This window comes from Azospirillum sp. UENF 211521, assembly GCF_058780535.1.
In genome coordinates, this window is sequence record NZ_JBSNCF010000005.1 from 48,759 (window position 1) to 73,103 (window position 24,345).

Sequence of the window (24,345 nt, forward strand, 5' to 3'; positions counted from 1 at the left end):
CCATCGGTGCGCCGGCAACGGGAGCGGAGACGGTCATGACAGGGGCAAGGACAGGCGGGGCCGCCTCCCCCAGCCGGATGAAAGCCGCTCTGGCGGCACTCCTTGCCGCAATCGCGCTGATCGGCGGCCTGTGGCTGGCCGGCCCGTCCGGCGGCAACCGCGCCCGCGCCGCCGAGACTGCCCAGAACAGCCAACCCCCGCCGGTGACGGTCAGCCCGCCGCTGCGCAAGGAGATCGTCGAATGGGACGAGTTCACCGGCCAGTTCCAGGCGGTGGACTTCGTGGAGATCCGGGCGCGGGTCAGCGGCTATCTCGACTCCATCGCCTTCCAGGACGGCCAGATCGTCAAGCAGGGCGACCCGCTGTTCGTCATCGACCCCCGCCCCTTCGAGGCGGCTCTGGCCTCGGCGCGGGCGGAGCAGCAGCAGGCCGAGGCCAAGCTGGACCTGTCGAACCGCCAGCTTGCCCGCGCGTCGGAGCTGCGCCGCAGCGACAACGTCGCGGCCAGCGTGTTCGACGAGCGCCAGCAGCAGGTCCGCGTCGACGCCGCCGGGGTCGAGGTGGCGAAGGCCGCCGTCCGGACGGCGGAGCTGAACGCGAACTTCACCCGCATCACCGCCCCGATCGCCGGCCGCATCAGCCGACGCGAGGTCAGCGTCGGCAACCTGATCGTCGGTGGCGACACCGGCACGACGACCCTGCTGACCACCATCGTCTCGCTCGACCCGATCTACTTCACCTTCGACATGAGCGAATCCGATTACCTCGCCTACCAGCGGGCGGCGGCGCGCGGCGCCTTGAGGTCGCAGCGTGACGGCGGCATCGAGGTCGAGGGCCGCCTGTTCGACGAGCAGAGCTGGACCCTGAAGGGCACGCTCAATTTCATCGACAATCAGGTGAGCCCCGGTGCCGGCACCATCCGCGCCCGCGCCGTCTTTCCCAACCCGTCGCTGCTGCTGACGCCCGGCCAGTTCGGGCGGCTGCGCCTGCCCGGATCGGACCGCTACACCGCCACTCTGATCCCCGATCAGGCCGTGGTCAGCGATCAGGCCAACAAGATCGTCCTGACGGTCGGCAACGACGGCACGGTGGTGCCGAAGCCGGTGCGCCTCGGCCCCATCGAGGACGGGCTGCGCGTCGTGCGCTCCGGGCTGGAGGAAACGGACAAGGTCATCATCAACGGCCTCGTCCGGGCCCGGCCGGGCACCAAGGTGACCCCGCAGGACGGACGGATCGAGCCGCCGAAGCCGCCGGCCGGTTGAGCGGAGCCGGGACCATGAACATCTCGCACTTCTTCATCAACCGGCCGATCTTCGCGGCGGTCCTGTCCATCTTCATCACGCTGATCGGGGTCTTCGCCTATCTGACCCTGCCGGTCGCGCAGTATCCGGAGATCGCGCCGCCGACCATCGTCGTCAACGCGACCTACCCCGGCGCGTCGGCGCAGGTGGTCGCCGACACCGTGTCCGCCCCCATCGAGCAGGAGGTCAACGGCGTCGAGGACATGCTCTACATGGCCTCGCAGGCGACCAGCGACGGACGGCTCCAGCTCACCATCACCTTCAAGCTGGGCACCGACCTGGACAACGCACAGGTGCTGGTGCAGAACCGCCTCGCCGTGGCCGAGCCCCGCCTGCCGGAGGATGTGCGGCGCATCGGCGTGACCGTGCGCAAGAACTCGCCCGACATGCTGATGGTGATCCATCTGAACTCGCCGGACGGGACGCGCGACCAGCTCTACATGTCCAACTACGCGCTGCTGCAGATCAAGGACGTGCTGGCGCGCCTGGACGGGGTGGGCGACATCCAGGTGTTCGGCGCCCGCGACTACGCCATGCGCGTCTGGCTCGACCCCGACCGGGTGGCGGCGCGCGGCCTGACCGCCGGCGACGTGGTGCGGGCGATCCAGGCGCAGAACGTCCAGGTGTCGGGCGGCGTCATCAACCAGCCGCCGGTGCCGGCCCCCGGCGCCTTCCAGCTCAACGTCGAGACGCTGGGCCGCCTGACCGACCCGCGCGAGTTCGGCAACATCATCGTCAAAACCGACGGGGCCGCGGTCACCCGCCTGCGCGACGTGGCGCGCGTCGAGCTGGGCGCGCAGGACTACAACCTCAACGCCTATCTGGACCGCCAGCAGGCGGTACCGCTGGTCATCTTCCAGAGGCCGGGCTCCAACGCGCTGGAAACCGCCGACCGCATCCTGGCGACCATGGCGGACCTGTCCAAGGGCTTCCCCAGCGGGATGCGCTACGACGTGGTCTACAACCCGACGGAGTTCATCGCGCAGTCGGTGGAGGAGGTTTATAAGACGATCTTCGAGGCCGTGGCGCTGGTCGTCATCGTCGTCATCCTGTTCCTTCAGACGTGGCGCGCCTCCATCGTGCCGATCGTCGCGATCCCCGTTTCGCTGATCGGCACCTTCACGGTGCTGGCAGCACTGGGCTATTCGCTGAACACGCTGTCGCTGTTCGGGCTGGTGCTGGCGATCGGCATCGTCGTGGACGACGCCATCGTCGTCGTGGAGAATGTGGAGCGGTTCATCCGCCAGGGCATGAAGCCCAAGGACGCCGCGCACGAGACGATGAACGAGGTCGGCGGCGCGCTGATCGCCATCGCCCTGGTGCTCACCGCCGTGTTCATCCCGGCGGCCCTGGTCAGCGGCATCTCCGGCCAGTTCTTCCGCCAGTTCGCGGTGACCATCGCGACCGCCACGGTGATCTCCTGCCTGGTGTCGCTGACCCTCAGCCCGGCGCTGTGCGCGCTGCTGTTCAAGCCGCACGAGGCGCACCCGCCCAAGCCGTCGCCGCTGATGCGCCCGGTCAACGCCTTCTTCGGCGGCTTCAACCGCGGCTTCGACCGTTTGTCCAACGGCTACGCCGGGCTCACCGGGCGGCTGGTGCGGCTGCCGGTGATCGTTCTGGCGGTCTATGGCGTGCTGCTCGCCCTGACGGGATGGCAGTTCAGCCGGGCGCCGACCGGATTCATTCCGAACCAGGACCAGGGCTATCTCATCACGGTGGTGCAGCTGCCGCCCGGCTCGTCGCTGGCCCGCACGGACGAGGTGGTGCGCACCGCGGTGGACACGCTGCTGAAGACGCCGGGGGTGATCCACGCCGTGCCCTTCGCCGGCTTCGACGGCGCCACCTTCACCAACGCGCCGAACGCCGGGGCGATCTTCGTCACTCTCGCTCCCTTCGCCGACCGCATCCCGAAGGGCCAGACCGCCGAGTCCGTGCTGGGCGACCTGAGAACCCGGCTGGGCGCCATCGAGGACGCCTTCATCATCACCATCCCGCCGCCGCCGGTGCGCGGCATCGGCAATTCCGGCGGCTTCAAGATGATGGTGGAGGACAAGCGGGGCCGCGGCCTGCCCGCGCTGGAGGAGGCGGTGAACGAGCTGGCCGGTGCGGCGAACCGCATTCCGGGCCTCGTCGGCGTGTTCTCGCTGTTCAACACCAAGACGCCGAAGGTCTTCGCCGACATCGACCGCCAGCGCGCCGAGATGCTGGGCGTCACCGCCGACCAGGTGTTCGAGGCGCTGCAGATCTATGTCGGCTCCTCCTTCGTCAACGAGTTCAACCTGCTGGGCCGCACCTACCGGGTGACCGCGCAGGCCGACGGGCGGTTCCGCCAGACCCCGCGCGACATCGCCAACCTGAAGACCCGCAACGCGCAGGGCGACATGGTCCCGATCGGCGCTGTGGCGGAGTTCCAGAACATCACCGGACCCTATCGCGTCGCCCGCTACAACCTCTATCCGGCGGCGGAGCTTCAGGGGAACACGCTGCCCGGCTTCTCCACCGGCTACGCGCTGGCGGCCATGGAGAAGGCGGCGGCCGACACCCTGCCGGACGGCTTCGGCTTCGAATGGACCGAACTGGCCTACCAGGAGAAGGCGGCGGGCAACACCGGCCTGTTGGTGTTCGGGCTGTCCGTCGTCTTCGTCTTCCTGGTGCTGGCGGCGCAGTACGAGAGCTGGGCGATGCCGCTGTCTGTCATCCTGATCGTGCCGATGTGCCTGCTGGCCTCGGTGACCGGCCTGCTGATGCGCGGGCTGGCGGTGGACATCCTGGCGCAGGTGGGATTCGTCGTGCTGGTCGGGCTGGCCGCCAAGAACGCCATCCTCATCGTCGAGTTCGCCCGCCAGAACGAGCTGTTCGAGGGCAAGGACCGTTTCGAGGCCGCGGTCGCGGCGGCGCGCACCCGGCTTCGCCCGATCCTGATGACGTCCTTCGCCTTCATCCTGGGCGTCGTGCCGCTGATGATCGCCCAAGGAGCCGGGGCGGAGATGCGCCAGTCGCTGGGCACCGCGGTGTTCATGGGGATGCTCGGGGTCACCCTGTTCGGCCTGATCTTCACCCCCGTTTTCTACACGGTGATCCGCCGCCTGTTCAGCGGGCCCCTGGCCGTCAACCAGCATCCCGCCGACCAGCATCCCTCGCGGACCGCGGAAGCGCCCGCCCGGGGGCCCGTTGCAGCGGACCCCGCGGCGTCCGGGAGGTACAATCCGGCGACCCGTGAAATCCCGGGAACCTCCGCCCCCGAGCGTTGATCCCCGGAGCGTTGATCGGGTGCTGCCGCGCGGCTGTGGCGCGTCCCAGAGGCGCCGGCCGGAAGCACCCGTCCTTAACATGGGAAACGATCATCCCCCAGGCGTCGCGCCGTCACCACGGGAGACCATGCGCAGATCGATCAGCGCCCGGCGTGCCGAAGTGCCGAGGTTGCAGGCAGCGCCCGCAGCAACCGATCGACCGCTCCCATGGCGCTCGACGTCCGGATTGCCCCGCCAGATGTTCCTACCCGCACACCGGTCTCCTAGCTGCGGTCGTAAGCCGCGAGCGCTACCGGCAAAGCCTGGATCACAGCGTTGCCGACCGCGGGAAGACCCGCCAGCACGGCACTGACGACCTCGTCCCGCGTGGCGCCCAAACGCTTGGCGTCGGCGACATGGAACGGCAGTCCGCTCTCGAGACGGGCGGCAGCCAGAATTCCGATGTAGACGAGCTCAGCGGTTTTGGCGTCCAGGGCGGAGGCCACCTCCAGCCTTTTCACCGCTTCGAGCCATGCCTGCTGATGGGCCGGCGCTTCTTTGCTGAACGTTTGGAAAGCATTGCTGACGTGTGGCGTGTCGGTCATCGGCTCAGTCCGCTCCGGTCGCAGGCTCCTTTGGGGCTTCCGCCGATCGGTGCCTGCGACCCAATGATCTGGGTGTTTCATCCCCAGGATGTTCACTTGCCGACCATGACACCCTGGGGTCGCCGCACGGAAGTGCGCAAATTGTCCGAGATGCGAAATCGCGACATGAGCGTTGCGTCGCACCGCGCACCAATGCCCTGAGATGGCGGAAAATCACGCCGTCTCGGGGTGGCGCCTCTCGAACTCCCAGACGCGCTCGAAACCCATCAGGCGGGTGAAGTCGGGGAAGGGGTAGAGGTCGCCCGGATACTCGGCGCTCGACCCCTTGGCGAGGATTTCGCCGTAGGCGCTGCGCAGCGCCGCGGCCATCGCCAGGAAGCCGGTGGCCGGGAAGATGGCGATGCGGTAGCCCAGCGATTCCAGCTGCGCCCCGGTCATCACCGGCGTGCGCCCGCCCTCCACCATGTTGGCGATCAGCGGCTTGCCGATGGTCCGGCAGATCCGCTCCATCTCCGCCTCGCTCTCCGGGCTTTCCACGAAGATGATGTCGGCACCGGCCTCGGCGTAGGCGTCGGCGCGGCGCAGCGCCTCGTCGAGGCCGAGCGTCGTGCGGGCGTCGGTGCGGGCGATGATCAGGAAATCGCTCGACGACCGCGCCTCGCAGGCGACGCGGATCTTGCGCACCATGTCGGCCATAGGGATCACCCGGCGGCCCGGCGTGTGGCCGCACTTCTTCGGGAATTCCTGGTCTTCGAGCTGGATGGCGGCGGCCCCGGCCTCCTCGTAGCCGCGGATGGTGAAATCGACGTTCAGCAGGCCGCCGTAGCCGGTGTCGCCGTCGGCGATCAGCGGTGTGGTGGTGCCGCGCGCGATGGCCCGCACCCGGCCGACCATGTCGCTGAAGGTGGCGAGCCCGGCGTCCGGCAGGCCGAGATGGCTGGCGACGGTGCCGTAGCCGGTCATGTACAGCGCGTCGAACCCCATGCCGTCCGCCACCTTGGCCGAGATCATGTCGAACACGCCGGGGGCCGAGATCAGGCCCGGCTGCGACAGGCGTTGTTTGAGCGACTTGGGCTTGAGGGATGTGGTCATGTCGTTGGAATCTCCGGAAGTCTTTACGAGGCCCGCCGGTGCATGCGCCGGTCGATGTGCAGCAGGCCGGCGCTGATGAGCACGGCGGTGGTGGCGAGGATGAGCACCACGGCCATCATGGTGCGCACGTCGTGCCCGCCGATGGCGTTCATGACGAGGTAGCCGAGGCCGCGCTGCGAGGCGAACATCTCGCCGATCAGCACGCCCAGCAGGGTCAGCGAGAAGCCCACCCGCAGGCCGGACACCAGTTCCGGCAAGGCGGCGGGAAGGATGATGGTGGAGACGAGCTGGGGCGGCGACAGGCGCATCACCCGCGCGCTGCGCAGCATCACCGGCGGGATGGTGCGGACCGCGTTCATCGTGAAGATGATCACCGGGATGATGCCGTGGATCGTCCCGAAGGCCACCTTGGCCGACAGGCCCAGCCCGAAGGCGAGCAGGATCACCGGGTAGAGCGTGATCTTGGGCAGCGAATAGAGCGACACCAGGATCGGCTCCGCCACCTCCCCGGCCAGCCGGTTGATGCCGAGCGCGATGCCGATGGTCAGCCCGCCGAGCACCGCCAACAGCAGCGAATAGAGCAGCGCTACGCCAGTCTCCGCGACGTGCGGCCAGAAGGTGGCGGAGCCCAGCAGTTCCACGGCGCGGGCCAGCGTGTCGGCGGGCGAGGTCAGGGCGACGCTGCCGACGATCCAGTGCAGGACCTGCCACAGGGTCACCAGCGCGACGATGACGAGGAGCGTATCGGTCTTTCTGTGCATGGCCGTCAGCGCCTCCGCCGCTGCATGATCCGGCGCTCCCAGGTGAAGAGCACCGCGTTGAGCACCGTCACCAGGACGATGATGAACAGCATCAGCGCGTACATCCGCGCGTTGTCGAAGTTGTTGAAGGCATAGGCGATGCTGTAGCCGATGCCCGAAGAGGACATGATGAACTCCGCCGCGATGACGCCGATGAAGCAGTAGGCGATGGCGAGCTTGGCCCCGGTGAACAGGAAGGGTGCGGCGCTGGGCAGCTTGACCATCAGCGCCGTGCGCACCGGGTCCATGCCGTGGACGCGCGCGGTCTTCAGCAGGACGCGCGGAATCCGGTCCAGCCCGTTCAGCGTGTTGATCAGCATCGCCACCACGCCGAACAGCGTGCCGATCACCACGATGGGCGCCGCCCCAAGCCCGAAGATGACGATCAGCACCGGGTAGAAGACGAAGAAGGGCACCGCGTAGTAGGTCGCCAGGAAGGGGTCGAGCGCCCGGCGTACCCGCGGCATGGCGTGGATCGCCACGCCGCCGATGAAGCCGAGCAGGATCGAGGCGATCACCGCCATCGCGACGTTGCCCAGCGTCTCGCCGATGTCGGCGCTGGCCGCCCCCGAGGCGAGAAGGCGGTAGAGATCGCCGGCCATGACGCTGGGTGCTGGCAGGACCGTCTTGGCGATGACGCCGGCCCGGCACAGCACCTCCAGCAGCAGGACGGCGCCGCTCACCACGATCAGCCGGAGCCAGCCCGCCCAGCTCACGACCCACCCCCGGCGAGGCCCGCCGCCTTCAGGCTCTCCTCGCGCAGCAGGCGCCACAGCCGGGCGGTGATTTGGCCGAAGCCGTCCTCGCTGGCGATGCGGGAATCGCGCTCGCGCGGCCAGCCCGTCTCGATCTCCTCGATGATCCGTCCGGGCCGGGACGACATGACCCCGATGCGGTCCGACAGCATGGCCGCCTCGTCCAGCGCGTGGGTGATCAGCATCACTGTGGCGCCGGTCTCGCGCCACAGCTTCAGCAGCTCGTCGCCCATGATCAGGCGGGTCTGGGCGTCGAGCGCGCCGAACGGCTCGTCCAGCAGGATCAGGCGCGGGCGCATCACCAGCGTGCGGGCGATGCAAACGCGCTGGCGCATGCCGCCGGACAACTGCACCGGATAGGCCTTGGCGAAGTCCTTCAGCCCGACGAAGCCGACGGCGTAGGTGACCCGCCGCTCGATCTCCGCCGGATCGACGCCCGCCCGGCGCAGGCCGAAGGCGATGTTGTCCCACACGGTCAGCCAGGGGAAGGTTGCGTCCTCCTGGAACACCACCCCGACGCCGTCCGGGACCTTGCCGGCCACCGGCTTGCCTTCGAAGCTCACCGAACCCTCGGTCGGCACGGACAGGCCGGACAGCACGTCGAGCAGCGTGGACTTGCCGCAACCCGACGGCCCGACGACGGAGAAGAACTCCCCCTGCCGCAGGGTCAGGTCGACGGGGCCCAGCGCGTGCACCCCGCCGTGGCCGGGAACGCCGTAGATGCGGCTCACCCCCTTCAGTTCGGCGTGGACGGCCGGAGCGGGGTTGGCCCCCGCCTCCTCGTGCAGGTCGCGCTTGGCGGCGACGTTGGCTTTCATCGGGGGCTTCCTCCCGGTCATCGTGATGCGTCAGGCGGATGTTCTTCAGGGCGGTTATTTCAGGCCGATCATTTCAGGAAAGTGGCGTCGGCGTGCTTCGACCAGTCGATATCGCCCTTGACCTCGCCGATGATCTGCAGGCCCTTGATCAGGTTGTTCATCCCGTTATACTCGAAGTCGCCGGCGCTCCAGTACTTGATCGTCGCCAAATTCTTCAGCGCCTGCAGCGCCACCGCCTCGTCGATGTCGTAGTATTTGGTCATGATCTTGGCGGTCTCCTCGGGGTTGGCGTAGACGAAGTCCACCCCCTTGCGCCGCGCCTCGATCAGCTTCCGCAGCTTGTCGCCGTTCTTCGCGGCGAAGTCCGAGGTGGTGACGCCCACGGTCTGCACCATGGTCGGCAGCTCGGTCTCGACCGCGAAGACCATGCGGTACTTGTTCTGCACGCGCGCCCAGATCGGGTCCATCACCGGGGCGGCGGCCACCGCGCCCTGCTCCAGCATGGTCAGGCCGCCGCCGATGCCGCCCGCCGACACGCCGTCCACGGTGATGCCGTGCTTGTCCTTCACCATGGTCAGCAGCATGTCGGTGACCGACTTCGGGCTGGTGAAGGCGACCTTCTTGCCGTCCAGATCCTTGGCGGTCTTCACCGGGGAGTCCGGCTTGGTCACCCACAGGATCTCGCCCGCCGTGCGGACGCCGGTGTGGATGATCTTCACGTCCAGACCCTGGTTGATCGCCGCCACCGCCGCCGACAGGGCGACCTCGCCGTAGGGCATCGGCGCCGCCATGACGTTACGCATGGTCGTGCCGCCGCCCTTGGAGGTCAGGACGCCGGTGATCTCCAGCCCCTGCTCCTTGTAATAGCCCTTCTCCATGGCGACGGCGTAGGGAGCGCCGTACATCAGCACGCCCCAGTGGGTGACCGTGATCTCCTCGGCCTGCGCCGGGACCAGGGTGGCGAGCGCCACTCCCATGGCCGCCGCCCCAAGGACCGCCTTGCGCTTCATCGTGGTCATGAACGACATCGCTGTTCCTCCCAATAGCCGCTGGCCTTTCCGGCCATGCGCGTTGACCCGGACCCGTTCAGGCGGTGGGCAGGGCGTGAATCCACGGGCGCTGCGCCCGGTCGCGCGCCTCGAACGCCGCCATGGCGGCGTCGTGGCGCAGGCTGGCCCCGATCTCATCCAGCCCCTCCAGAAGCGCCTGCCGCCGCGCCGCCTCCATCGTGAAGGGAAACTCCCGCCCGTCCGGGGCGGCGACGCGGCACGTCTCGATGTCCACCGTCATGGTGGCGGCCGGCGTTGCCTGGACGACGGCGACGAGTTGGGCGAGCGCGGTCTCGTCCAGGGTCACCGCGGCCAGACCGTTCTTCTGGCAGTTCTCGTGGAAGATGCTGGCGAAGCTCGGCGCGATCACGCAGCCGATGCCGAAGTCCATCAGGCTCCACACCGCGTGCTCGCGCGACGAGCCGCAGCCGAAATTCTCGCCGGCCAGCAGGATCTTGGCCTCCCGCCAGGGCGCTTGGTTGAGGACGAAGTCCGGCCGTTCCCGGCCGTCGTCGTCGAACCGCCATTCGGAGAAGAGGCCGGCGCCCAGCCCGCTGCGGTGGATGGTCAGCAGGTGCGCCTTGGGGATGATTGCGTCGGTGTCGACGTTGGCCTGCGGCAGTGGTGCGGCGATCCCGGTGATGCGGTGGATCGGTTCCGGCATGTCAGGCGCCTCCTTCGAAGCTGCGGACATCGACGATGCGGCCGGCCACGGCCGCCGCCGCCGCGGTGGCCGGGCTGGCGAGGTGGGTGCGCGCCCCCGGCCCCTGGCGGCCTTCGAAATTGCGGTTCGAGGTGGCGACGCAGCGCTTGCCCGGCGGCACCCGGTCGGCGTTCATCCCGGCGCACATCGAACAGCCCGGCTCCCGCCATTCGAAGCCGGCGGCGGTGAACACCCGGTCCAGCCCCTCCGCCTCGGCCTGCCGCCGCACTTGGCCGGAGCCCGGAACGACCAGCGCGCGCAGGCCGGCGGCGACACGACGGCCCTTCAGAACGGCGGCGGCGGCCCGCAAATCCTCGATGCGGCTGTTGGTGCAGGAGCCGATGAAGACCATGTCCACCGGCAGATCGCGGATCGGCGTCCCCGGCTCCAGCCCGATGTAGTCGAGCGCCCGGCGCATCGCCTGCCGGCGCTTGGGGTCGGCCTCGCGCTCCGGATCGGGAACGGTCTCGCCGACGCCGATGCAGTCCTGCGGGCTGGTGCCCCAGGACACCTGTGGCGTGAGGCCGGAGACGTCCAGTTCGATCTCGGCGTCGAAGCGGGCACCGGGATCGCTTGCCAGGGCGCGCCACGCCTCAACCGCCTGTTCCCACAAATCGCCCGCCGGGGCGAAGGGCCGCCCCTTGAGATAGGCGAAGGTCACATCGTCCGGAGCGATCAGGCCGAAGCGCGCGCCCAGCTCCACCGACATGTTGCAGATGGTCATCCGCTCCTCCATGGAAAGCGCGCGGATGGCCGGACCGGCGTACTCGACGCCGTAGCCCGTCGCTCCCGCCGTGCCGATGGTGGCGATCAGCTTCAGCACCATGTCCTTGGCCGACACGCCCGCCGGGCGGGTGCCGGTGACGGTGATGCGCATGGTCGGCGGGCGGCGCAGGATGGCGGTCTGCGTCGCCATGACATGCTCGACCTCCGACGTGCCGATGCCCCAGGCCATGGCGCCCAGCGCGCCGACCGTGCTGGTGTGGCTGTCGCCGCAGACCAGGGTGGCGCCCGGCAGGGCGATCCCCAACTCCGGCGCGATCACATGCACGATGCCCTGGCGGATGTCGCCGAGGTCGAACAGCGCGACGCCGGTGGATTCGGCGTTGGCGCGCAGGGCGCGGATCATCTCCGGCCCGCCCGGCACCGTGTCGTCGGTGCGGCCGTTCTCGGTGGAGACGATGTGGTCCGCCGTCGCGAAGGTCAGGTCGGGGCGGCGCAGCCGGCGCCCGGCGGCGGCAAGCCCGGCGTAGGCCTGCGGGCTGGTGACCTCGTGCAGCATGTGGCGGTCGATGTGGAGCAGCACCCGCCCGTCGCCCAGATCGGCGACGACGTGCTGGTCCCAGATCTTGTCGATGATGGAACGCGGCGTGGTCATGGCGTTGCCTCCCGTCATTCGGCCCGTCATTCGGCGGCCCGGTAGGCCTGTTCCCGCTCGTAATAGTCGGGGAAGCCGACAAGGGTTTTCAGCGCCTCGAAATCGGCCTGGGCCACGTGGCCCTCCCGCCCGTCCGCCACCGCGGCCAGGGCGGTGCGCATGGCGTCGATGGCCGCCGACATCAGGGTCAGCGGATAGGCGGCGAGCTTGAAGCCCAGCGCCTCCAACTCGTGCGGCGGCAGAATCGGTGTCTGGCCGCCGCGCACCATGTTCGCCATGGCCGGCCGGTCGATGCCGGCGCAGAAGGCGGCCATTTCCGCCGCGTCGTGCGGAGCCTCCATGAAGATGATGTCGGCGCCCTCCTCCACGAAATCCTGGCAGCGCTCCAGCGCCGCGTCGAAGCCGTGCACGGCGCGCGCGTCCGTCCGCGCCAGGATCAGGATGTCGTCGGACCCCGAGCGGGCGGCGTCGACGGCGGCGCGGATCTTCATGCGCGCCTCGGCCCGCCCGACGACCTGCTTGCCCTTGGTGTGGCCGCAACGCTTGGGGCTGACCTGATCCTCGATCAGGACGGCGGCGGCCCCAGCGCGGGCGTAGTCGCGCACGGTGCGCTGCACGTTCATGGCGTTGCCGTAGCCAGTGTCGCCGTCGCCGATCACCAGCAGGCCGGGGGCCGCCTGACAGACGTTGCGGAGCTGGTCCAGCATCTCGGCGAAGGAGATCAGCCCGGTGTCGGGCATCCCCAGCCGGGTGGCCGAGACGGCGAAGCCGCTCATCAAGCTGACGCGGAAACCGGCCTGCTCGATCAGCCGCGCCGACAGGGCGTCGAAGCAGCAGGGCATCAGGTGAAGGCCGGGAGCCTCCAGCGCCGTTTTCAGGCGTTGTGCGGGTGTCGTCACCGGTTGTATCCCTCCCTCGCCGCCGCGTCCGCCGGCGGCGTCCAACAGGGCGCACCGGAAGCGGGTGATTGATTTGTTGTGCCCACGAACATAATGCGTCATTGTATACAACGCAACCCGTAAAGTTCGGGCGCCGAACAGAAGGACAAGGGAGGTCAGCATGGCGGACAGCGCCGGGGCTCTGGCGCCCCAATGGGACAACGGATCGAGCGGTGGCTCGAACCGCGCCGCCGACCGCGCCTACCGCTTCATCCGGGAAGGCATCCTGGCCAGCCGCTGGCCACCGGGCGCCCATCTGCGCGAGCAGGAACTGGCCGAGTTGACCGGGGTCAGCCGCACCCCGGTGCGGGAGGCCCTGCGCCGCCTGTCCGCCGACGGGCTGCTTCAGCTCGTGCCCAATCTGGGCGCCAAGGTGAACGCCTGGACGATCCAGGACCTCGACGAGATTTTCGGGCTGCGCGCGACGCTGGAAAGCCAAGTGGCCGGTCTCGCGGCCAGCCGCGCCGAGCCCCAGCACCTGGCGGAGCTGGGGGCGCTGTGCGACGCGATGGAAGCGGTCGTGGGGGACGGCGACGCGGTGGACTTCTCACGCATCACGCCGCTGAACGACCGCTTCCACGGCCTGTTGACCGACATCGCCGGGGATCGGCGCCTAGGCCAGATGATCCGGCAGGTGGTGGAGATGCCGCTGGTTCTGCGGACCTTCGCCCGCTACAGCCGGCGCGACCTCGCCCGCAGCATGAACCACCACCGCGAGATCGTCGAAGCCCTGACCGCCGGCGATGGGGAATGGGCATCGTCGGTGATGCGCGCCCATGTGCGCGCCGGGCGGGCGGTCTTCACGGTCCCGAAAACCGAGTGAGCGTCATTGTATACAACGACGGCGCGCCGATATGGGTAGGTGGATCGCCCCGATCGGCGCAGCACAAAGGTCCCGGCGCCCTCAAGGGACGCCGGGACAAAGGTCGGGACGCTACCGATAGGACCCGGTCAGGCGACCAGGAAGCCGGCGCCGACCGGATCGTTGCGGTCGATGACCCAGCGGGCGGTGCCGAGGATGCTGGCCGTGCCCTTGACGGTCGGGCGCACGGCGCGCACGCCGTTCAGGCGGGTCTCGCCGAGCAGGCTGCCCTCGAAGGTGCCGGTGCCGAGCAGGCCCTCGGAACGGATGGTGTCGCCGATCGCCATCTTCCCGCGCGCCTCGAACATCGCCATCATGGCGCTGGTGCCGGTGCCGCCCGGCGAACGGTCGAGCTGGCCGGCGCTGAAGACGTGGACGTTCTTGTAGAAGGCGCCCTCGATGGTCGGCTCGTGCCAGAAGGTCACGAAGTTGAAGTTGTTGATGTGCGCCGACGCCGGGTGCTGGATCGCCACCTTCTGGCGGAGCTGCTCGCGCGCCAGGATGCCGTAATGCGACAGGGCGGTGCCGTTCTCCGGCCCGATGCGCAGCGACGTGCCGGTCAGGTCGATGATGCCGAAGTAGTTGCCGCCCCACACGATGTCGGCCTTCAGCGGGCCGATCTCCGGCAGCTCGAACTCCACGTCCTGCGCGGCGACGTAGGCCGGGACGTTCTCGAACTTGGTCCACAGCACCCGGTCGCCCTCATGGGCCACCTCGGCGACGACGAGGCCGGCGGTGGTTTCGAAGCGGATGGTGGTGCGGCCGTTCTCGCCGCGGCGGACGAGGCCGTTGGCGACCATCGCCATGGCGACGGCGATCGTGCCGTGGCCGCACATGTGCGAATACTGGGTGCCGTCGATGTAGATCAGGCCGGCGTCGTAGTCCGGGCCGGACGGCGGGGTCAGGAAGACGCCGAACATGTCCTTGTGGCCGCGCGGCTCGCGCATCAGGGCTTCGCGCAGCCAGTCGTAATGGGTCTCCAGGAACTGGCGCTTCTCCAGGATGCTGGAACCGGCCGGATAGGGGATGCCGCTGTGGACGATGCAGAGCGGCTCGCCCTCGGTGTGGGTGTACAGGACATCGAATGCGTCTTGCATGCGCATGGAAGGACCCTTTCGTGGATCGGATTCAGTGTTGGATCGGGGGGATGAAGCGGGGGGTGCCGGGACCGGCGGTCAGCGCCGGTCCGACAGAAGATGCAGCCCGACGGTGAGGTCGAGGATGATGATCGCCAGGGCCGCCACGCCGATGGTGATGGAGGACACCGCGGCGATGACCGGGTCGATCGTGTATTGGACGTAGTTGAAGAGCTTGACCGGGATGGTCGTCATCTCCGCCGTGGTGTTGAAGATACTCAGCTCGACGTTGATCCAGGAGGAGATGAAGGCGAAGATCGCGCCGCTCGCCAGGCCGCTGCGGATCTGCGGCAGCGTAACGAGGAAGAAGGTCTCCATCGGGCGGGCGCCCAAGTCGGCGGAGGCCTCCTCCAGCGCCCGCTGCTCCGGGGTCAGCTGCGGCAGGACGGAGCGCAGGACGAAGGGCATGATGATCACGATGTGCCCGACCAGCAGCGCCGTGAAGCTGCGCATAAGGCCCAGCGCCGCGCAGTATTGCAGCAGGGCGGCGCCCAGCACAACGTGCGGCAGGACCAGCGGCGACATCAGCAGCGACAGCAGGAACTTCTTGCCCGGAAATTCGCAGCGGGCGATGGCCAGCGCCGCCGGAACGCCGAGCAACAGGGCCGCCGCCGTGGCGACCAGGGCCAGCAGGGTGCTGGTGCCGAAGGCCGCCAGATAGGAGCCGTCGCCGAGCATCCGCCCGTACCAGTCGAGGGTCAGCCCCTGCGGCGGGAAGGCGAGGTAGCTGGTGGCGGTGAAGGAGGACCCGACGATGACCAGGAGCGGCAGGATCAGGTAGGCCATGACCGACCAGGACACCACCCGCAGAAGAAGCCGGGCGATCATTGGGCTTTCCTCCCCGTTGCGCTGGCCCCGGCGTTGCCGATCCAGCCGGCCAGACCGACCAGGACCAGCGTCATGACCAGCAGCGTCATGCTGAGCGCGCCGCCGTAATTCACGTCGAAGACCGTGCTGTACTGCTGGAAGATCAGCATGGGGAAGACCGTGATCTTGCCGCCGCTGAGCAGGGCCGGCGTGACGTAGGCGCTGACCGCCAGGGTGAAGACCATGACGATCCCCGACATCAGCCCCGGCAGGCAGAGCGGAAAGGTGACCGTCCGGAAGGTGTCGAAGGGCGTGGCGCCGAGGTCGGAGGAGGCGTCCTCCAGCGCCGGGTCCACCGCGGCCAGCGCGTTGCCGACGGCCAGCACGATGAAGGGCAGCAGGATGTAGACCAGCCCGATCACGATGCCCAGCTCGGTGCCGAGGAAGCGCATCGGGCGGTCCAGGATGCCGACGCCGACCAGCGCGTCGTTGACGAGGCCGTTGCGCCCCAGCAGCACCATCCAGCCGAAGGAGCGGACGATGTTGCTGGTGAACAGCGGCAGCACGAGCAGGATGACGCAGGTCCGCCGCAACGCCGCCGACTTGACCACCCGCACCAGATAATAGGCCAGCGGGTAGCCGAGCAGCGCGCAGGCCACCGTGGTCAGCCCGGCGATGCGGAAGGTCGCCGCCAGCACGTCCCAGTGATACTGGTCGAGCAGCACCCGCGCGTAGTTGCCCAGCGACGGCACGCCGCCTGCCATCAGGCTGGACGACACGACCACGATCATCGGAACGGCGAAGAAGGCGATGAAGAAGGCGACCGGGGCCGCCAGCAGGGGCAAGGCTCGGTTCATGGCGGCGCTCATGGTCGTGCTCATGGTCCGGACCGGTGGGTGGCCGGCTCGGCGATGATGTGGACGTGCCCCGGATGGAAGCCGACGAAGACTGGCGCCCCCGGATTCAGCCCCTCCCCCGCCATGCCCAGCCGGCGGCTGGCCAGCAGATGCTCGCCGACGCGCACCGTCACGACGGTCTGCCCGCCGGTGTCGATGACGTCCTCGACGAAGCCCTGGTCGGTGATCAGGCCCGGCGCCTCCGGCTCCTTCAGCAACTCCACATGCTCGGGCCGCAGCACCGCGGTGTAGCGCTGCCGCGTGTCGGCGCCGAGATGGGGCAGCAGCGCCGACCCCACCGCCAGCCGCACCCCGGCGTCGCCCTCCGCCGTTCCCGGCAGCAGGTTGGCCTCGCCGATGAAGTCGGCGACGAAGCGGCTGGCCGGGCGGGTGTAGATGGCCCGCCCGTCACCGACCTGCTCGATCACCCCGCGGTTCATGACGACGATGCGGTTCGCCATGCTCATCGCCTCCTCCTGGTCGTGGGTCACGAACACGAAGGCGATGCCGAGCTTCTCCTGGAGATGCTTCAGCTCGATCTGCATCCGCTTGCGCAGCTTCAGGTCGAGCGCGCTCAGCGGCTCGTCGAGCAGGAGGAGCTTCGGGCGGTTGACGAAGGCCCGCGCCAGCGCGACGCGCTGCTGCTGGCCGCCCGACAGCTCCCGCGGGTGGCGACCCGCCGCGGAGTCCAGCCCGACCAGCTCCAGCGCCTCGCGGGCGCGCTCCAGCGCCTCGCCCCGCGGCACCCCGTGACGGCGCGGCCCGTAGGCCACGTTGTCGAGGATGCTCAGATGCGGGAACAGGGCGTAGTGCTGGAACACCGTGTTCAGGGGGCGCCGGTGCGGCGGCAGCCGCGTCACGTCCTCTCCGCCGATCCGGATGGCCCCGGAATCGGGGGAGAGGAAGCCGGCGATGCAGCGCAGCAGGGTCGTCTTGCCGCAGCCGCTCGGCCCCAGCAGGGCGACGAACTCGCCATGGGCCACATCCAGCGACACGTCCCTCAGCGCATGGTATGTGCCGAAATGCTTGTCGATGGAGCGGATGGAGAGCAGGGCGTCGGGCTTGGGCGTCGCGGACATGGAGGGGCTCCCCGGCTGGCTGCGGTTCACTGGCGGGCGAGTTCGCGGTTCCAGGCGTCGGTGATCGCCGCGCGGTCGCGGTTGATGTCCGCCCAGTTGAAGAGCTGGAGATTCTTGACCGACCCGCCGACGCCCCAGGGAAGCTTGCGCTCGACGTCCGGCGACACGGACACGCCCTGCACCGCCGGGCCGAGATAGAGCTTCTCCGCCAGACAGGCCGAGGCTTCCGGGGTCAGGGCGGTGTCGATGAAGCGCTGGGCGTCGGCCTTGTGCGGGGCGTTCTTGACCAGATGCAGGCGGGCGTCGGTGGCCCACACGCCTTCCTTCGGGACGGCGAAGCCGATGGGCAGGCCCTTGTCGGCCAGATCCCAGGCGCCGACGTTGAAATGCGCGCCGATGATCGCCTCGCCGCTCTGGTAGGCGTTGCTCGCCGCCCCCGAGCTGTCGAAGTAGAGCGCGGTCTTCAGCGTCTTCAGCTTCTCGAAGGTCTTGGACAGGTCGCCCGGCGGGTTGCCCCACATGCGGTTCAGGAACATGACGAAGGGCACGCCGGAGGAGTTGGCCGGCGACGGGATCGTCACCGTGTCCGCGAACTCCGGCTTCCACAGATCGTTCCACGAGGTCGGCGGGGTCTTGATCTCCTTGGTGTTGTAGGTCAGGCCGAGCGAGTAGTAGCCGGACCCCACGGCGAAGATCGACCCGTCCGCCTTGTAGATCGCCTCCGGCAACGCCTTCGCCAAGTTCGGCACGCCCGTCGGGTCGATGGCCTCCAGCACGCCCGCCGCCTGCGCCATTTCGCTGATGCCGCCGTCCATGTAGGCGACGTCGAGCGTCGGCGCGTCCTTCTGCTGCTGCAGCTTGGCGAAGGTCACGGTCGAGGTGCCGATCTCCGGAACGACGCGGACGCCGGTCGCCTTGGTGAAGGGCTCCGCGACGCAGGTGCGGAACGCCTCGCCCCAGTTGCCGCCGTACCAAGCGACGCGGATTTCGCCCTGGGCCGCGGCCGGCAGGGCGTACAGGGAGACCCCGGCCGCCAGGACGGCGGTCAGGGCGGCAAAGCGTGAGACGGTGCGGGTGGCGGCGCGCGTATGGGTCATGACCGGTTCCTTCGTGGTGTCGGTCCAGCGGGCGTCAGAGCCGTGGTTCGTTCGAAAGCTAATTGTTCCGACGTATTTTCCGATAGAAGAATGCTGCCGAATCCTTGAATATTTCCGACATGCCGACGCCCAGACCCGACACGACGGACGCCCCCGACCGCGACGCCCCGCCCTCCGCCGATCCCCGGTTGCGCATCGGCTTCGTGCTGCTCGACCAGTTCACGCTGACCGCCTTCTCCGGGTTGATTGACGCGCTCCGGCTCGCCGCCGACCCCGGAGGGCGCAGCCGGCAGATCGACGCGAGTTGGACGGTGATGAGCGTCGGTGGGCAGCCGCGCCAGTCCAGCTGCGGCGTGCTGGTGACGCCCAACAGCGACCTGCTCGCCCCGGCGCCCTTCGACTATGTGGCGGTGTGCGGCGGCAACGACTACCGGAACGAGGTGCCGGGGGCGGTGACCGCCTATCTGCGCGCGGTGGCGGCGCAGCGGGTGCGGCTCCTCGGCATCTGCACGGGCACCTTCGCCATCGCCCGCGCCGGCCTCGTCGGCACGCGCCGCGTCTGTGTCCATTGGAACGTGCTGGACACCTTCCGTGAGCGCTTCCCGTCCGCCAACGCCTCGGTGGACCATCTCTTCATCGACGAGGGCGACCTGATCACCTGCGCCGGGTCGACGGCGGCGATCGACCTCGGCCTCTATCTCGTCGGACGGCACTGCGGCGGGCAGAAGGCGCGGCAGGCCGTCCGCCACATGATGCTGCAGGACATCCGCCCCGGCGCGCTGCCGCAGGCCCATTTCTACGCCAACCTCGACGGCGTGACCGACGCCCGCGTCCGTCAGGCGACGCATTTCATCGAGCAGCGTCTGGACTCCCCGCCTTCGGTCGAGGCCATCGCCCGCTATGTCGGGGTCAGCGCCCGGCAGCTCGAACGCTCCTTCCAGGCGGCGCTGGGAATCTCGCCGTCGGCCTTTCAGCGCCGGCTGCGGCTGGATTACGGCCGCTGGCTGCTGGAGCACACACGCCGCACGATCACCGAGATCGCCTTCGACTGCGGTTTCGCCGACGCCGCCCATTTCTCGCGCGATTTCAAGACCCAGTTCGGCGAGATGCCCAGCCGGGCGCGCAAGGGCAAGAGCGACGGCGCGTGAGGCGGCCGTTCAGGACACCCGGCATTCGGCAGGGCTGAGGCGAACCGCATTCGGCGTCGCGGCCATCTGGGGCAGCCGCACGGCAAAGGCGGTTGACGTTGGACGACCGGCAGAACTTTTCAAAGATCTGCCCGCGATCGCTCGGCGTAATCGCCGGCACCCGGATTGTGGACGCGCAGCCCACCATGCCGCCCGCGACCGAAAGGGCCACCGACAGGAGCGGCGGGTCGGCCCGCCTTGCCCGACACCGGTCTTCGCGTGGGCGGAAAGACGATCAAGCACGGCCAGCCCTGCGAATCATCTTGGCAATGCGACCGTGGTCGCGGTAATGACTGACGGTCAGTCATAATTGAGGTGCCTATCATGCCACGCACGAGCAAGCCTTCCGAGGTCCGGTCCGTCGAAATCCTCAGCGCCGCCGCCCGGCTCTTTCGCCAGCATGGCGCCGGTGCGGTGTCGGTCGACCAGATCGCCCGCGAGGCCGGCATCGCCAAGGGCACCTTCTATCTCCACTTCCAGTCCATGCGGGACCTGCTGGCGCGCATGGCGGAGGCGGCGGTGACGACCATGGCCGGAAACGTCGAGCGGGTCATCGCGGGGCACGAAGGCCCGCCGTGTGAAACGCTGGTCCTCGCATTGGCCGCGCTGAAAGCGGTGGAAACGGACAACGCGCCGCTGACTCAGGCGCTCGATCACCCCGACAACGTCGAACTGCAGGAGCGGGCCAACATCGCGCTGGTCCGCAAGATCGGTCCCCTGCTCGCCGGTGTGATCGACCGCGGCTGCGAAACCGGCGACTTCGCCGTCGAGGACCCGCTGTCGACCATACAGTTCATTCTCGCCGGTCAGGCCCTTCTGCTCGGAAACCCGCGCTTCGGCTGGTCACCGGACGAGCAAAGCATGCGTCTGATGGCGACGCTGCGCCTGACCGAACGGGCGCTCGGCGCGCGGCCGGACAGCCTCGTCTCGGCGTTTCTGGCCGTCCTGGCCGGAGCCGCACCGGGCACGGCCGGGTCGGGAAAGGGCCCGTCATGAGCGACGACGCGATCATTCAACGCTACGACCGTCCCTGGGCCTTCTATTCCCTCGCCACGCTGGGCCCATGGACGGCCTGGGGCGGCGCGGCGTGGCTGAGCCATCAGGAGGGAATCGGCCGCGCCGGCCTGACCGCCGTGGCGGCGCTTCTGCTGCTGGGGTTGCTCCTTCCGTTCCTCACCGCGTGGCGGCTGACGCGGACCGACCCGGTTCTGCGCGACGACCTGCACCGCCGTCTGGTCCGGCCCGACCGGCGGCAGTTGCGCCTCGCGACGCTGGGCGCGGGCATCATGCTCGGCAGCATCCTTCTGGCGCAGGCCCTGTCTCTGCTGCTCGGCTACAGCACCGATCAATTCCGCTTTGCGGCCAACGCGTCCTTTTCCGCCGGCATCCTGCCGGGCTGGTTTCCCCTGCTCCTGGCCCCGATCATCGAGGAGTTGAGCTGGCATTCCTACGGGACCGACTGCCTCCGGCGCAGCATGTCGCTGTTCTGGACCTCGATCGTCTTCGCCCTCTATTGGACCGTCTGGCACGCGCCGCTCGGCATGGTCGCTCACTATTACCAGGCGCAGGTCGCCGAAACCGGCTGGATTCACGCGCTGAACTTCGCGCTGAGCCTCATCCCGTTCGTGCTGATCATGAACTGGCTCTATTACCGGTCGAACCGCAGCATTCCGGTCGTCATCGTCTTCCATCTGAGCGCGGGGCTGTTCAACGAGATGTTCCAGACCCACCCGGACACCAAGGTGATCCAGACGGGGCTTCTCGTCGCGCTGACCGCGGCCCTGATCATCGCCGATCCGGGCTTTTTCTTCGGAAAGCCCCGTCCGGGTGGGATGCCCCGCATTCCCCAGGCGACTTTGCGGCCGGAGTGAGCGGGCAGCGATCAGACGGAGGCCGGACCAGAGCTTATGAGCCTTCCGCCGCTTTGGTGTCCGCCCCCCACATCCGAGCCAGAGCGCACAGCAGGGCCTCCGAATAGGGTGTGCCGATGATCTGCACCGACGCCGGCAACTGCCCCGGCGGCCCGGCGACGGGCATGGCGACCGCCGGGCAGCCCCCGAAATTGGCGAGGCTGGTGAAATCGGCCTGATTGGGCGGGGGGTCCACGTCGAAGGAAAAGGCCCGCTGCGGCGCCGTGGGCAGCAGCAAGCCGTCATAAGCCGCGAGGGCCTTTCGGCAGGCGTCGCCCGCGCGCTTGATGCGGTCCAGCGCGTCGACGAGCCGGGCGGCGGACAGCCCCGCTCCGTAGGCGAGGCAGTCGCGGAAGTCGGCGCTGACCCCCGCGACGGACGGGTCGAGCAGATCGGGCAGGATGGCGGCGGCCTCCGCCTCGATGAGCAGCAGGCCGCCGCGCCGGGCGCGGGACGGCTCCCAGCCGGCCAGATCGACCGTTTCGACCACGGCACCGCGCCGCCGCAGCCACTCGACGGCGATCTGCAGGGCCGCCTGGACGCAGGGCTCGCTGTCCACCTCGGCGATCTGGCGCGGCACCGCGAAACGCAGGGCGGCGGGCTCCGCCACGACGGCGGGCCGGGAGACGCCGGCCATCGCCTCGTGCGCGGCCAGCAGCAGCGCCGGGTCGTCGGCGACCGGACCGATCGTGTCCAGCGTCGGGCACAGGAAGGCCAGCCCGGCGCGGTCGAGGCTGCCGTCCGTGGGCTTCAACCCGTAGGTCCCGCAATAGGCGGCGGGAATGCGCACGGACCCCATGGTGTCGGTGCCGAGCGCCACGTCGACCAGGCCGCCGGCGGCGGCGGCGCCCGATCCGCCGCTCGACCCGCCGGGCGTGAAGCCTTCGCGCAACGGGTTCTGGCAGCGCCCGAAATGCGGGTTGTCGCTGGTCGCCCCCAGCGCCCCCTCATGCATGTTGAGCGTGCCGAGAAGGACGGCCCCCGCCCGCCGCAGCGCCGCGACCACCGCCGCGTCACGGTCGGCGATGCGGTCGCGGTAGGCGCCCACTCCCGCGGTCCAGGGCAGCCCGCGGACGGCAAGGTTGTCCTTCACCGCGACCAGCCGCCCGTCGAGCGGACCGAGGGGGGTGCCGCGCGCGGCCCGCCCGTCGGCGGCGCGGGCGGCCGCCAGCGCCCCATGGGCATCGACGGCGGTGACGATGCGGGTCCGCCCGTTCTCGCGGGTGATGCGCTCCAGCGCGGCCTCCGTCCGGTGTTCGGCGGACGCGGGGCCGGGTGGAGCGTGGAGGGACAGCGGCTCGGGCATGTCAGGCCCCCTTGCGCCGGTCGATCAGGCGGATCGGCTTCTGCCGCCTCTCGATCTGCGTCACCTCGGCGGTGTCGCCCGGCGCGCACAGGCGGATGGCGATGGCGACCCCCAGCCGCATGCGCAGCTCCTCCTCCATCCGGGCCGCCAGGGTGGGGTCCTGGCTGCGGGTCTCCACGGCGACGGACATCTCGTCGCGTCCGTCGCGGCTCTCGACCTCGCAGTAGTATTCGCCGGAGGCGTCGGCGAACTGGCTGGTGAGCACCGAGCCGATGCCCTGCGGGTAGATGTTGATGCCGCGCAGCTTCACCATGTTGTCGCTGCGCCCGAGGAAGCCGGCCATGCGGCGCATCGGGATGCCCAGCGGGTTGTCGCCGGGGATGAAGCGGGTCACGTCGTGGGTGTTGAAGCGGATGATCGGGAAGACGTCCGTCTTGTAGAGGCAGGTGCAGACGATGTCGCCCAGCGCGTCGCCCTCCACCGGCGCGTGGCTGTCCACGTCCAGCAGCTCGATGAGCTGGCCGTCCTCCATGATGTGCAGGCCGGAGCGGTCCGGCCCCTCGCCGGCGATGGCGCCGGTGTCGCCAACGCCGTACCAGTCGTAGACCTCGGCGCCGCCCCAGATGCGCGACATGCCCTCCGCCGTCTCCGCGCCGAGATGGCCGCTGATGATGCGGACCGGGATGTCCTCGCCGGGGGTGATCCCCGCCTCGATCGCCACCTCGGCCAGCCGCTTGATGTAGTCGCCGAAGCCGACGATGGCGGTCGCCCGGAACGCCTTCATCAGCGTCACCTGGTTGAGCGAGCGCGTCTCGATCCCGGTGCCGGCGCTGAGCAGCGGCGCGCCGACCCAGTGCATCACCGCCTCGCGGATGTAATGGCCGCCGTTGACCATGCCGTGGCCGTAGACGGAATGCACGACGTCGCGCGCCGTGATGCCCTGCAGACCGTAGATCCGGCCGAGGAACAGCGACTGCACCTCGCGGCTCTTCGGGCCGAACAGCAGCGGCTGCGGCTTGCCGGTCGTGCCGCTGGTCGTCTGGAAGACGAGCGGCGGGCGGGCGTCGTCGGGATGGGCGTCCAGCCCGTGGAAGTCGCCGAGCGGCGGGAAATGCTCCACCGACTCCATGAGGTCGTCCTTGGAGTAGGTCGGCAGCTTTTCCAGATCGTCGAGGCCGCGGACGTCGCCGGGCTCGATGCCGTGGCGGCCCCACAGGCGCCGGTAGAAGGGCACACGCCAGCCGAAGGCCATCAACTCGCGGAATTGCAGATCCTGGAAGGCGCGCAGTTCGTCGCGGCTCATGCCGCGGTAGCGCCGCAGGAAGTCGGGACCGAGCGGGTAGCGGGCGCGGATGGTCGGAAGGTCGAGCGCGTCGAAATAGTTCATCGTCGGGAT

Annotated in this window: 22 protein-coding genes; 6 read left to right on the forward strand and 16 right to left on the reverse strand. The window is 69.2% G+C overall.

Features of this window, described 5'->3' with window-relative positions:
- Positions 1–35: 35 nt before the first annotated feature.
- Entirely contained in the window at positions 36–1,262 is a 1,227-nt protein-coding gene (locus tag ACWPN5_RS29510; RefSeq protein ID WP_492299048.1) for an efflux RND transporter periplasmic adaptor subunit, read from the forward strand.
- A gap of 14 nt (positions 1,263–1,276) precedes the next feature.
- On the forward strand, positions 1,277–4,552 hold the full coding sequence (locus tag ACWPN5_RS29515; RefSeq protein WP_200478763.1) for an efflux RND transporter permease subunit: 3,276 nt from the start codon (positions 1,277–1,279) through the stop codon (positions 4,550–4,552).
- 263 nt (positions 4,553–4,815) lie between these two features.
- On the opposite strand, the gene ACWPN5_RS29520 is transcribed toward ACWPN5_RS29515, so the two are convergent.
- The 9 genes from ACWPN5_RS29520 to ACWPN5_RS29560 form a co-directional block, all read right to left on the reverse strand.
- Positions 4,816–5,136 (reverse strand): carboxymuconolactone decarboxylase family protein, encoded by a 321-nt coding sequence (locus ACWPN5_RS29520; protein WP_200478762.1) that lies wholly within the window; start codon positions 5,134–5,136, stop codon positions 4,816–4,818.
- A gap of 213 nt (positions 5,137–5,349) precedes the next feature.
- Entirely contained in the window at positions 5,350–6,228 is an 879-nt protein-coding gene (locus ACWPN5_RS29525; RefSeq protein WP_492299050.1) for an isocitrate lyase/PEP mutase family protein, read from the reverse strand.
- Between the two features lie 23 nt (positions 6,229–6,251).
- A complete protein-coding gene (locus ACWPN5_RS29530) occupies positions 6,252–6,989 on the reverse strand; it encodes an ABC transporter permease (RefSeq protein ID WP_492299052.1) in 738 nt (245 codons plus the stop codon).
- A gap of 5 nt (positions 6,990–6,994) precedes the next feature.
- Positions 6,995–7,744 (reverse strand): ABC transporter permease, encoded by a 750-nt coding sequence (locus ACWPN5_RS29535; protein ID WP_145683663.1) that lies wholly within the window; start codon positions 7,742–7,744, stop codon positions 6,995–6,997.
- Positions 7,741–8,601, reverse strand: coding sequence for an ABC transporter ATP-binding protein (locus tag ACWPN5_RS29540; RefSeq protein ID WP_014199178.1), 861 nt, complete (start codon positions 8,599–8,601; stop codon positions 7,741–7,743). Before ACWPN5_RS29540 ends, ACWPN5_RS29535 begins: the two co-directional genes overlap by 4 nt.
- 68 nt (positions 8,602–8,669) lie before the next feature.
- Positions 8,670–9,620, reverse strand: coding sequence for an ABC transporter substrate-binding protein (locus ACWPN5_RS29545; protein ID WP_492299055.1), 951 nt, complete (start codon positions 9,618–9,620; stop codon positions 8,670–8,672).
- Between the two features lie 67 nt (positions 9,621–9,687).
- Positions 9,688–10,314 carry a 3-isopropylmalate dehydratase small subunit gene (gene leuD, locus ACWPN5_RS29550; RefSeq protein WP_492299056.1) on the reverse strand — a complete coding sequence of 209 codons (627 nt, stop codon included), beginning with the start codon at positions 10,312–10,314 and terminating at the stop codon, positions 9,688–9,690.
- A 1-nt stretch (position 10,315) separates the two neighbouring features.
- Positions 10,316–11,731 carry a 3-isopropylmalate dehydratase large subunit gene (gene leuC / locus ACWPN5_RS29555; protein WP_200478115.1) on the reverse strand — a complete coding sequence of 472 codons (1,416 nt, stop codon included), beginning with the start codon at positions 11,729–11,731 and terminating at the stop codon, positions 10,316–10,318.
- Positions 11,732–11,757: 26 nt separating this feature from the next.
- Positions 11,758–12,630 (reverse strand): isocitrate lyase/PEP mutase family protein, encoded by an 873-nt coding sequence (locus tag ACWPN5_RS29560; RefSeq protein ID WP_145683653.1) that lies wholly within the window; start codon positions 12,628–12,630, stop codon positions 11,758–11,760.
- A gap of 160 nt (positions 12,631–12,790) precedes the next feature.
- Between ACWPN5_RS29560 and ACWPN5_RS29565 the strand changes: the two genes are divergently transcribed.
- On the forward strand, positions 12,791–13,492 hold the full coding sequence (locus ACWPN5_RS29565) for a GntR family transcriptional regulator (protein ID WP_492299058.1): 702 nt from the start codon (positions 12,791–12,793) through the stop codon (positions 13,490–13,492).
- A 128-nt stretch (positions 13,493–13,620) separates the two neighbouring features.
- Here the strand turns inward: ACWPN5_RS29565 and ACWPN5_RS29570 are convergent, their stop codons facing one another.
- From ACWPN5_RS29570 to ACWPN5_RS29590, 5 genes are all read right to left on the reverse strand, one after another.
- Entirely contained in the window at positions 13,621–14,628 is a 1,008-nt protein-coding gene (locus ACWPN5_RS29570) for a proline racemase family protein (protein WP_247888829.1), read from the reverse strand.
- 78 nt (positions 14,629–14,706) lie between these two features.
- Entirely contained in the window at positions 14,707–15,495 is a 789-nt protein-coding gene (locus ACWPN5_RS29575) for an ABC transporter permease (RefSeq protein ID WP_145683651.1), read from the reverse strand.
- On the reverse strand, positions 15,492–16,355 hold the full coding sequence (locus tag ACWPN5_RS29580) for an ABC transporter permease (protein ID WP_492299061.1): 864 nt from the start codon (positions 16,353–16,355) through the stop codon (positions 15,492–15,494). The genes ACWPN5_RS29575 and ACWPN5_RS29580 overlap by 4 nt, the downstream gene beginning before the upstream one ends.
- Positions 16,352–17,449 carry an ABC transporter ATP-binding protein gene (locus tag ACWPN5_RS29585; RefSeq protein WP_492299063.1) on the reverse strand — a complete coding sequence of 366 codons (1,098 nt, stop codon included), beginning with the start codon at positions 17,447–17,449 and terminating at the stop codon, positions 16,352–16,354. Before ACWPN5_RS29585 ends, ACWPN5_RS29580 begins: the two co-directional genes overlap by 4 nt.
- 26 nt (positions 17,450–17,475) lie before the next feature.
- Complete coding sequence (locus ACWPN5_RS29590) at positions 17,476–18,546, reverse strand: ABC transporter substrate-binding protein (RefSeq protein WP_035681838.1); 1,071 nt, start codon at positions 18,544–18,546, stop codon at positions 17,476–17,478.
- 119 nt (positions 18,547–18,665) lie between these two features.
- Here ACWPN5_RS29590 and ACWPN5_RS29595 point away from each other — a divergent pair, with 119 nt between their 5' ends.
- From ACWPN5_RS29595 to ACWPN5_RS29605, 3 genes are all read left to right on the forward strand, one after another.
- Positions 18,666–19,694: a GlxA family transcriptional regulator gene (locus ACWPN5_RS29595; protein WP_492299064.1), complete on the forward strand. Its 1,029-nt coding sequence runs from the start codon at positions 18,666–18,668 to the stop codon at positions 19,692–19,694.
- Between the two features lie 363 nt (positions 19,695–20,057).
- A complete protein-coding gene (locus ACWPN5_RS29600; protein WP_492299066.1) occupies positions 20,058–20,729 on the forward strand; it encodes a helix-turn-helix domain-containing protein in 672 nt (223 codons plus the stop codon).
- Positions 20,726–21,604 (forward strand): CPBP family intramembrane glutamic endopeptidase, encoded by an 879-nt coding sequence (locus ACWPN5_RS29605; protein ID WP_492299068.1) that lies wholly within the window; start codon positions 20,726–20,728, stop codon positions 21,602–21,604. Before ACWPN5_RS29600 ends, ACWPN5_RS29605 begins: the two co-directional genes overlap by 4 nt.
- A gap of 34 nt (positions 21,605–21,638) precedes the next feature.
- Here ACWPN5_RS29605 and ACWPN5_RS29610 read toward each other — a convergent pair whose 3' ends face one another.
- Both ACWPN5_RS29610 and ACWPN5_RS29615 read right to left on the reverse strand, forming a co-directional pair.
- Positions 21,639–22,949, reverse strand: coding sequence for an amidase (locus tag ACWPN5_RS29610; protein WP_492299070.1), 1,311 nt, complete (start codon positions 22,947–22,949; stop codon positions 21,639–21,641).
- A gap of 1 nt (position 22,950) precedes the next feature.
- Positions 22,951–24,336, reverse strand: a complete 1,386-nt coding sequence (locus ACWPN5_RS29615) for a phenylacetate--CoA ligase family protein (RefSeq protein WP_492299072.1) — start codon at positions 24,334–24,336, stop codon at positions 22,951–22,953.
- Positions 24,337–24,345 lie beyond the last annotated feature (9 nt).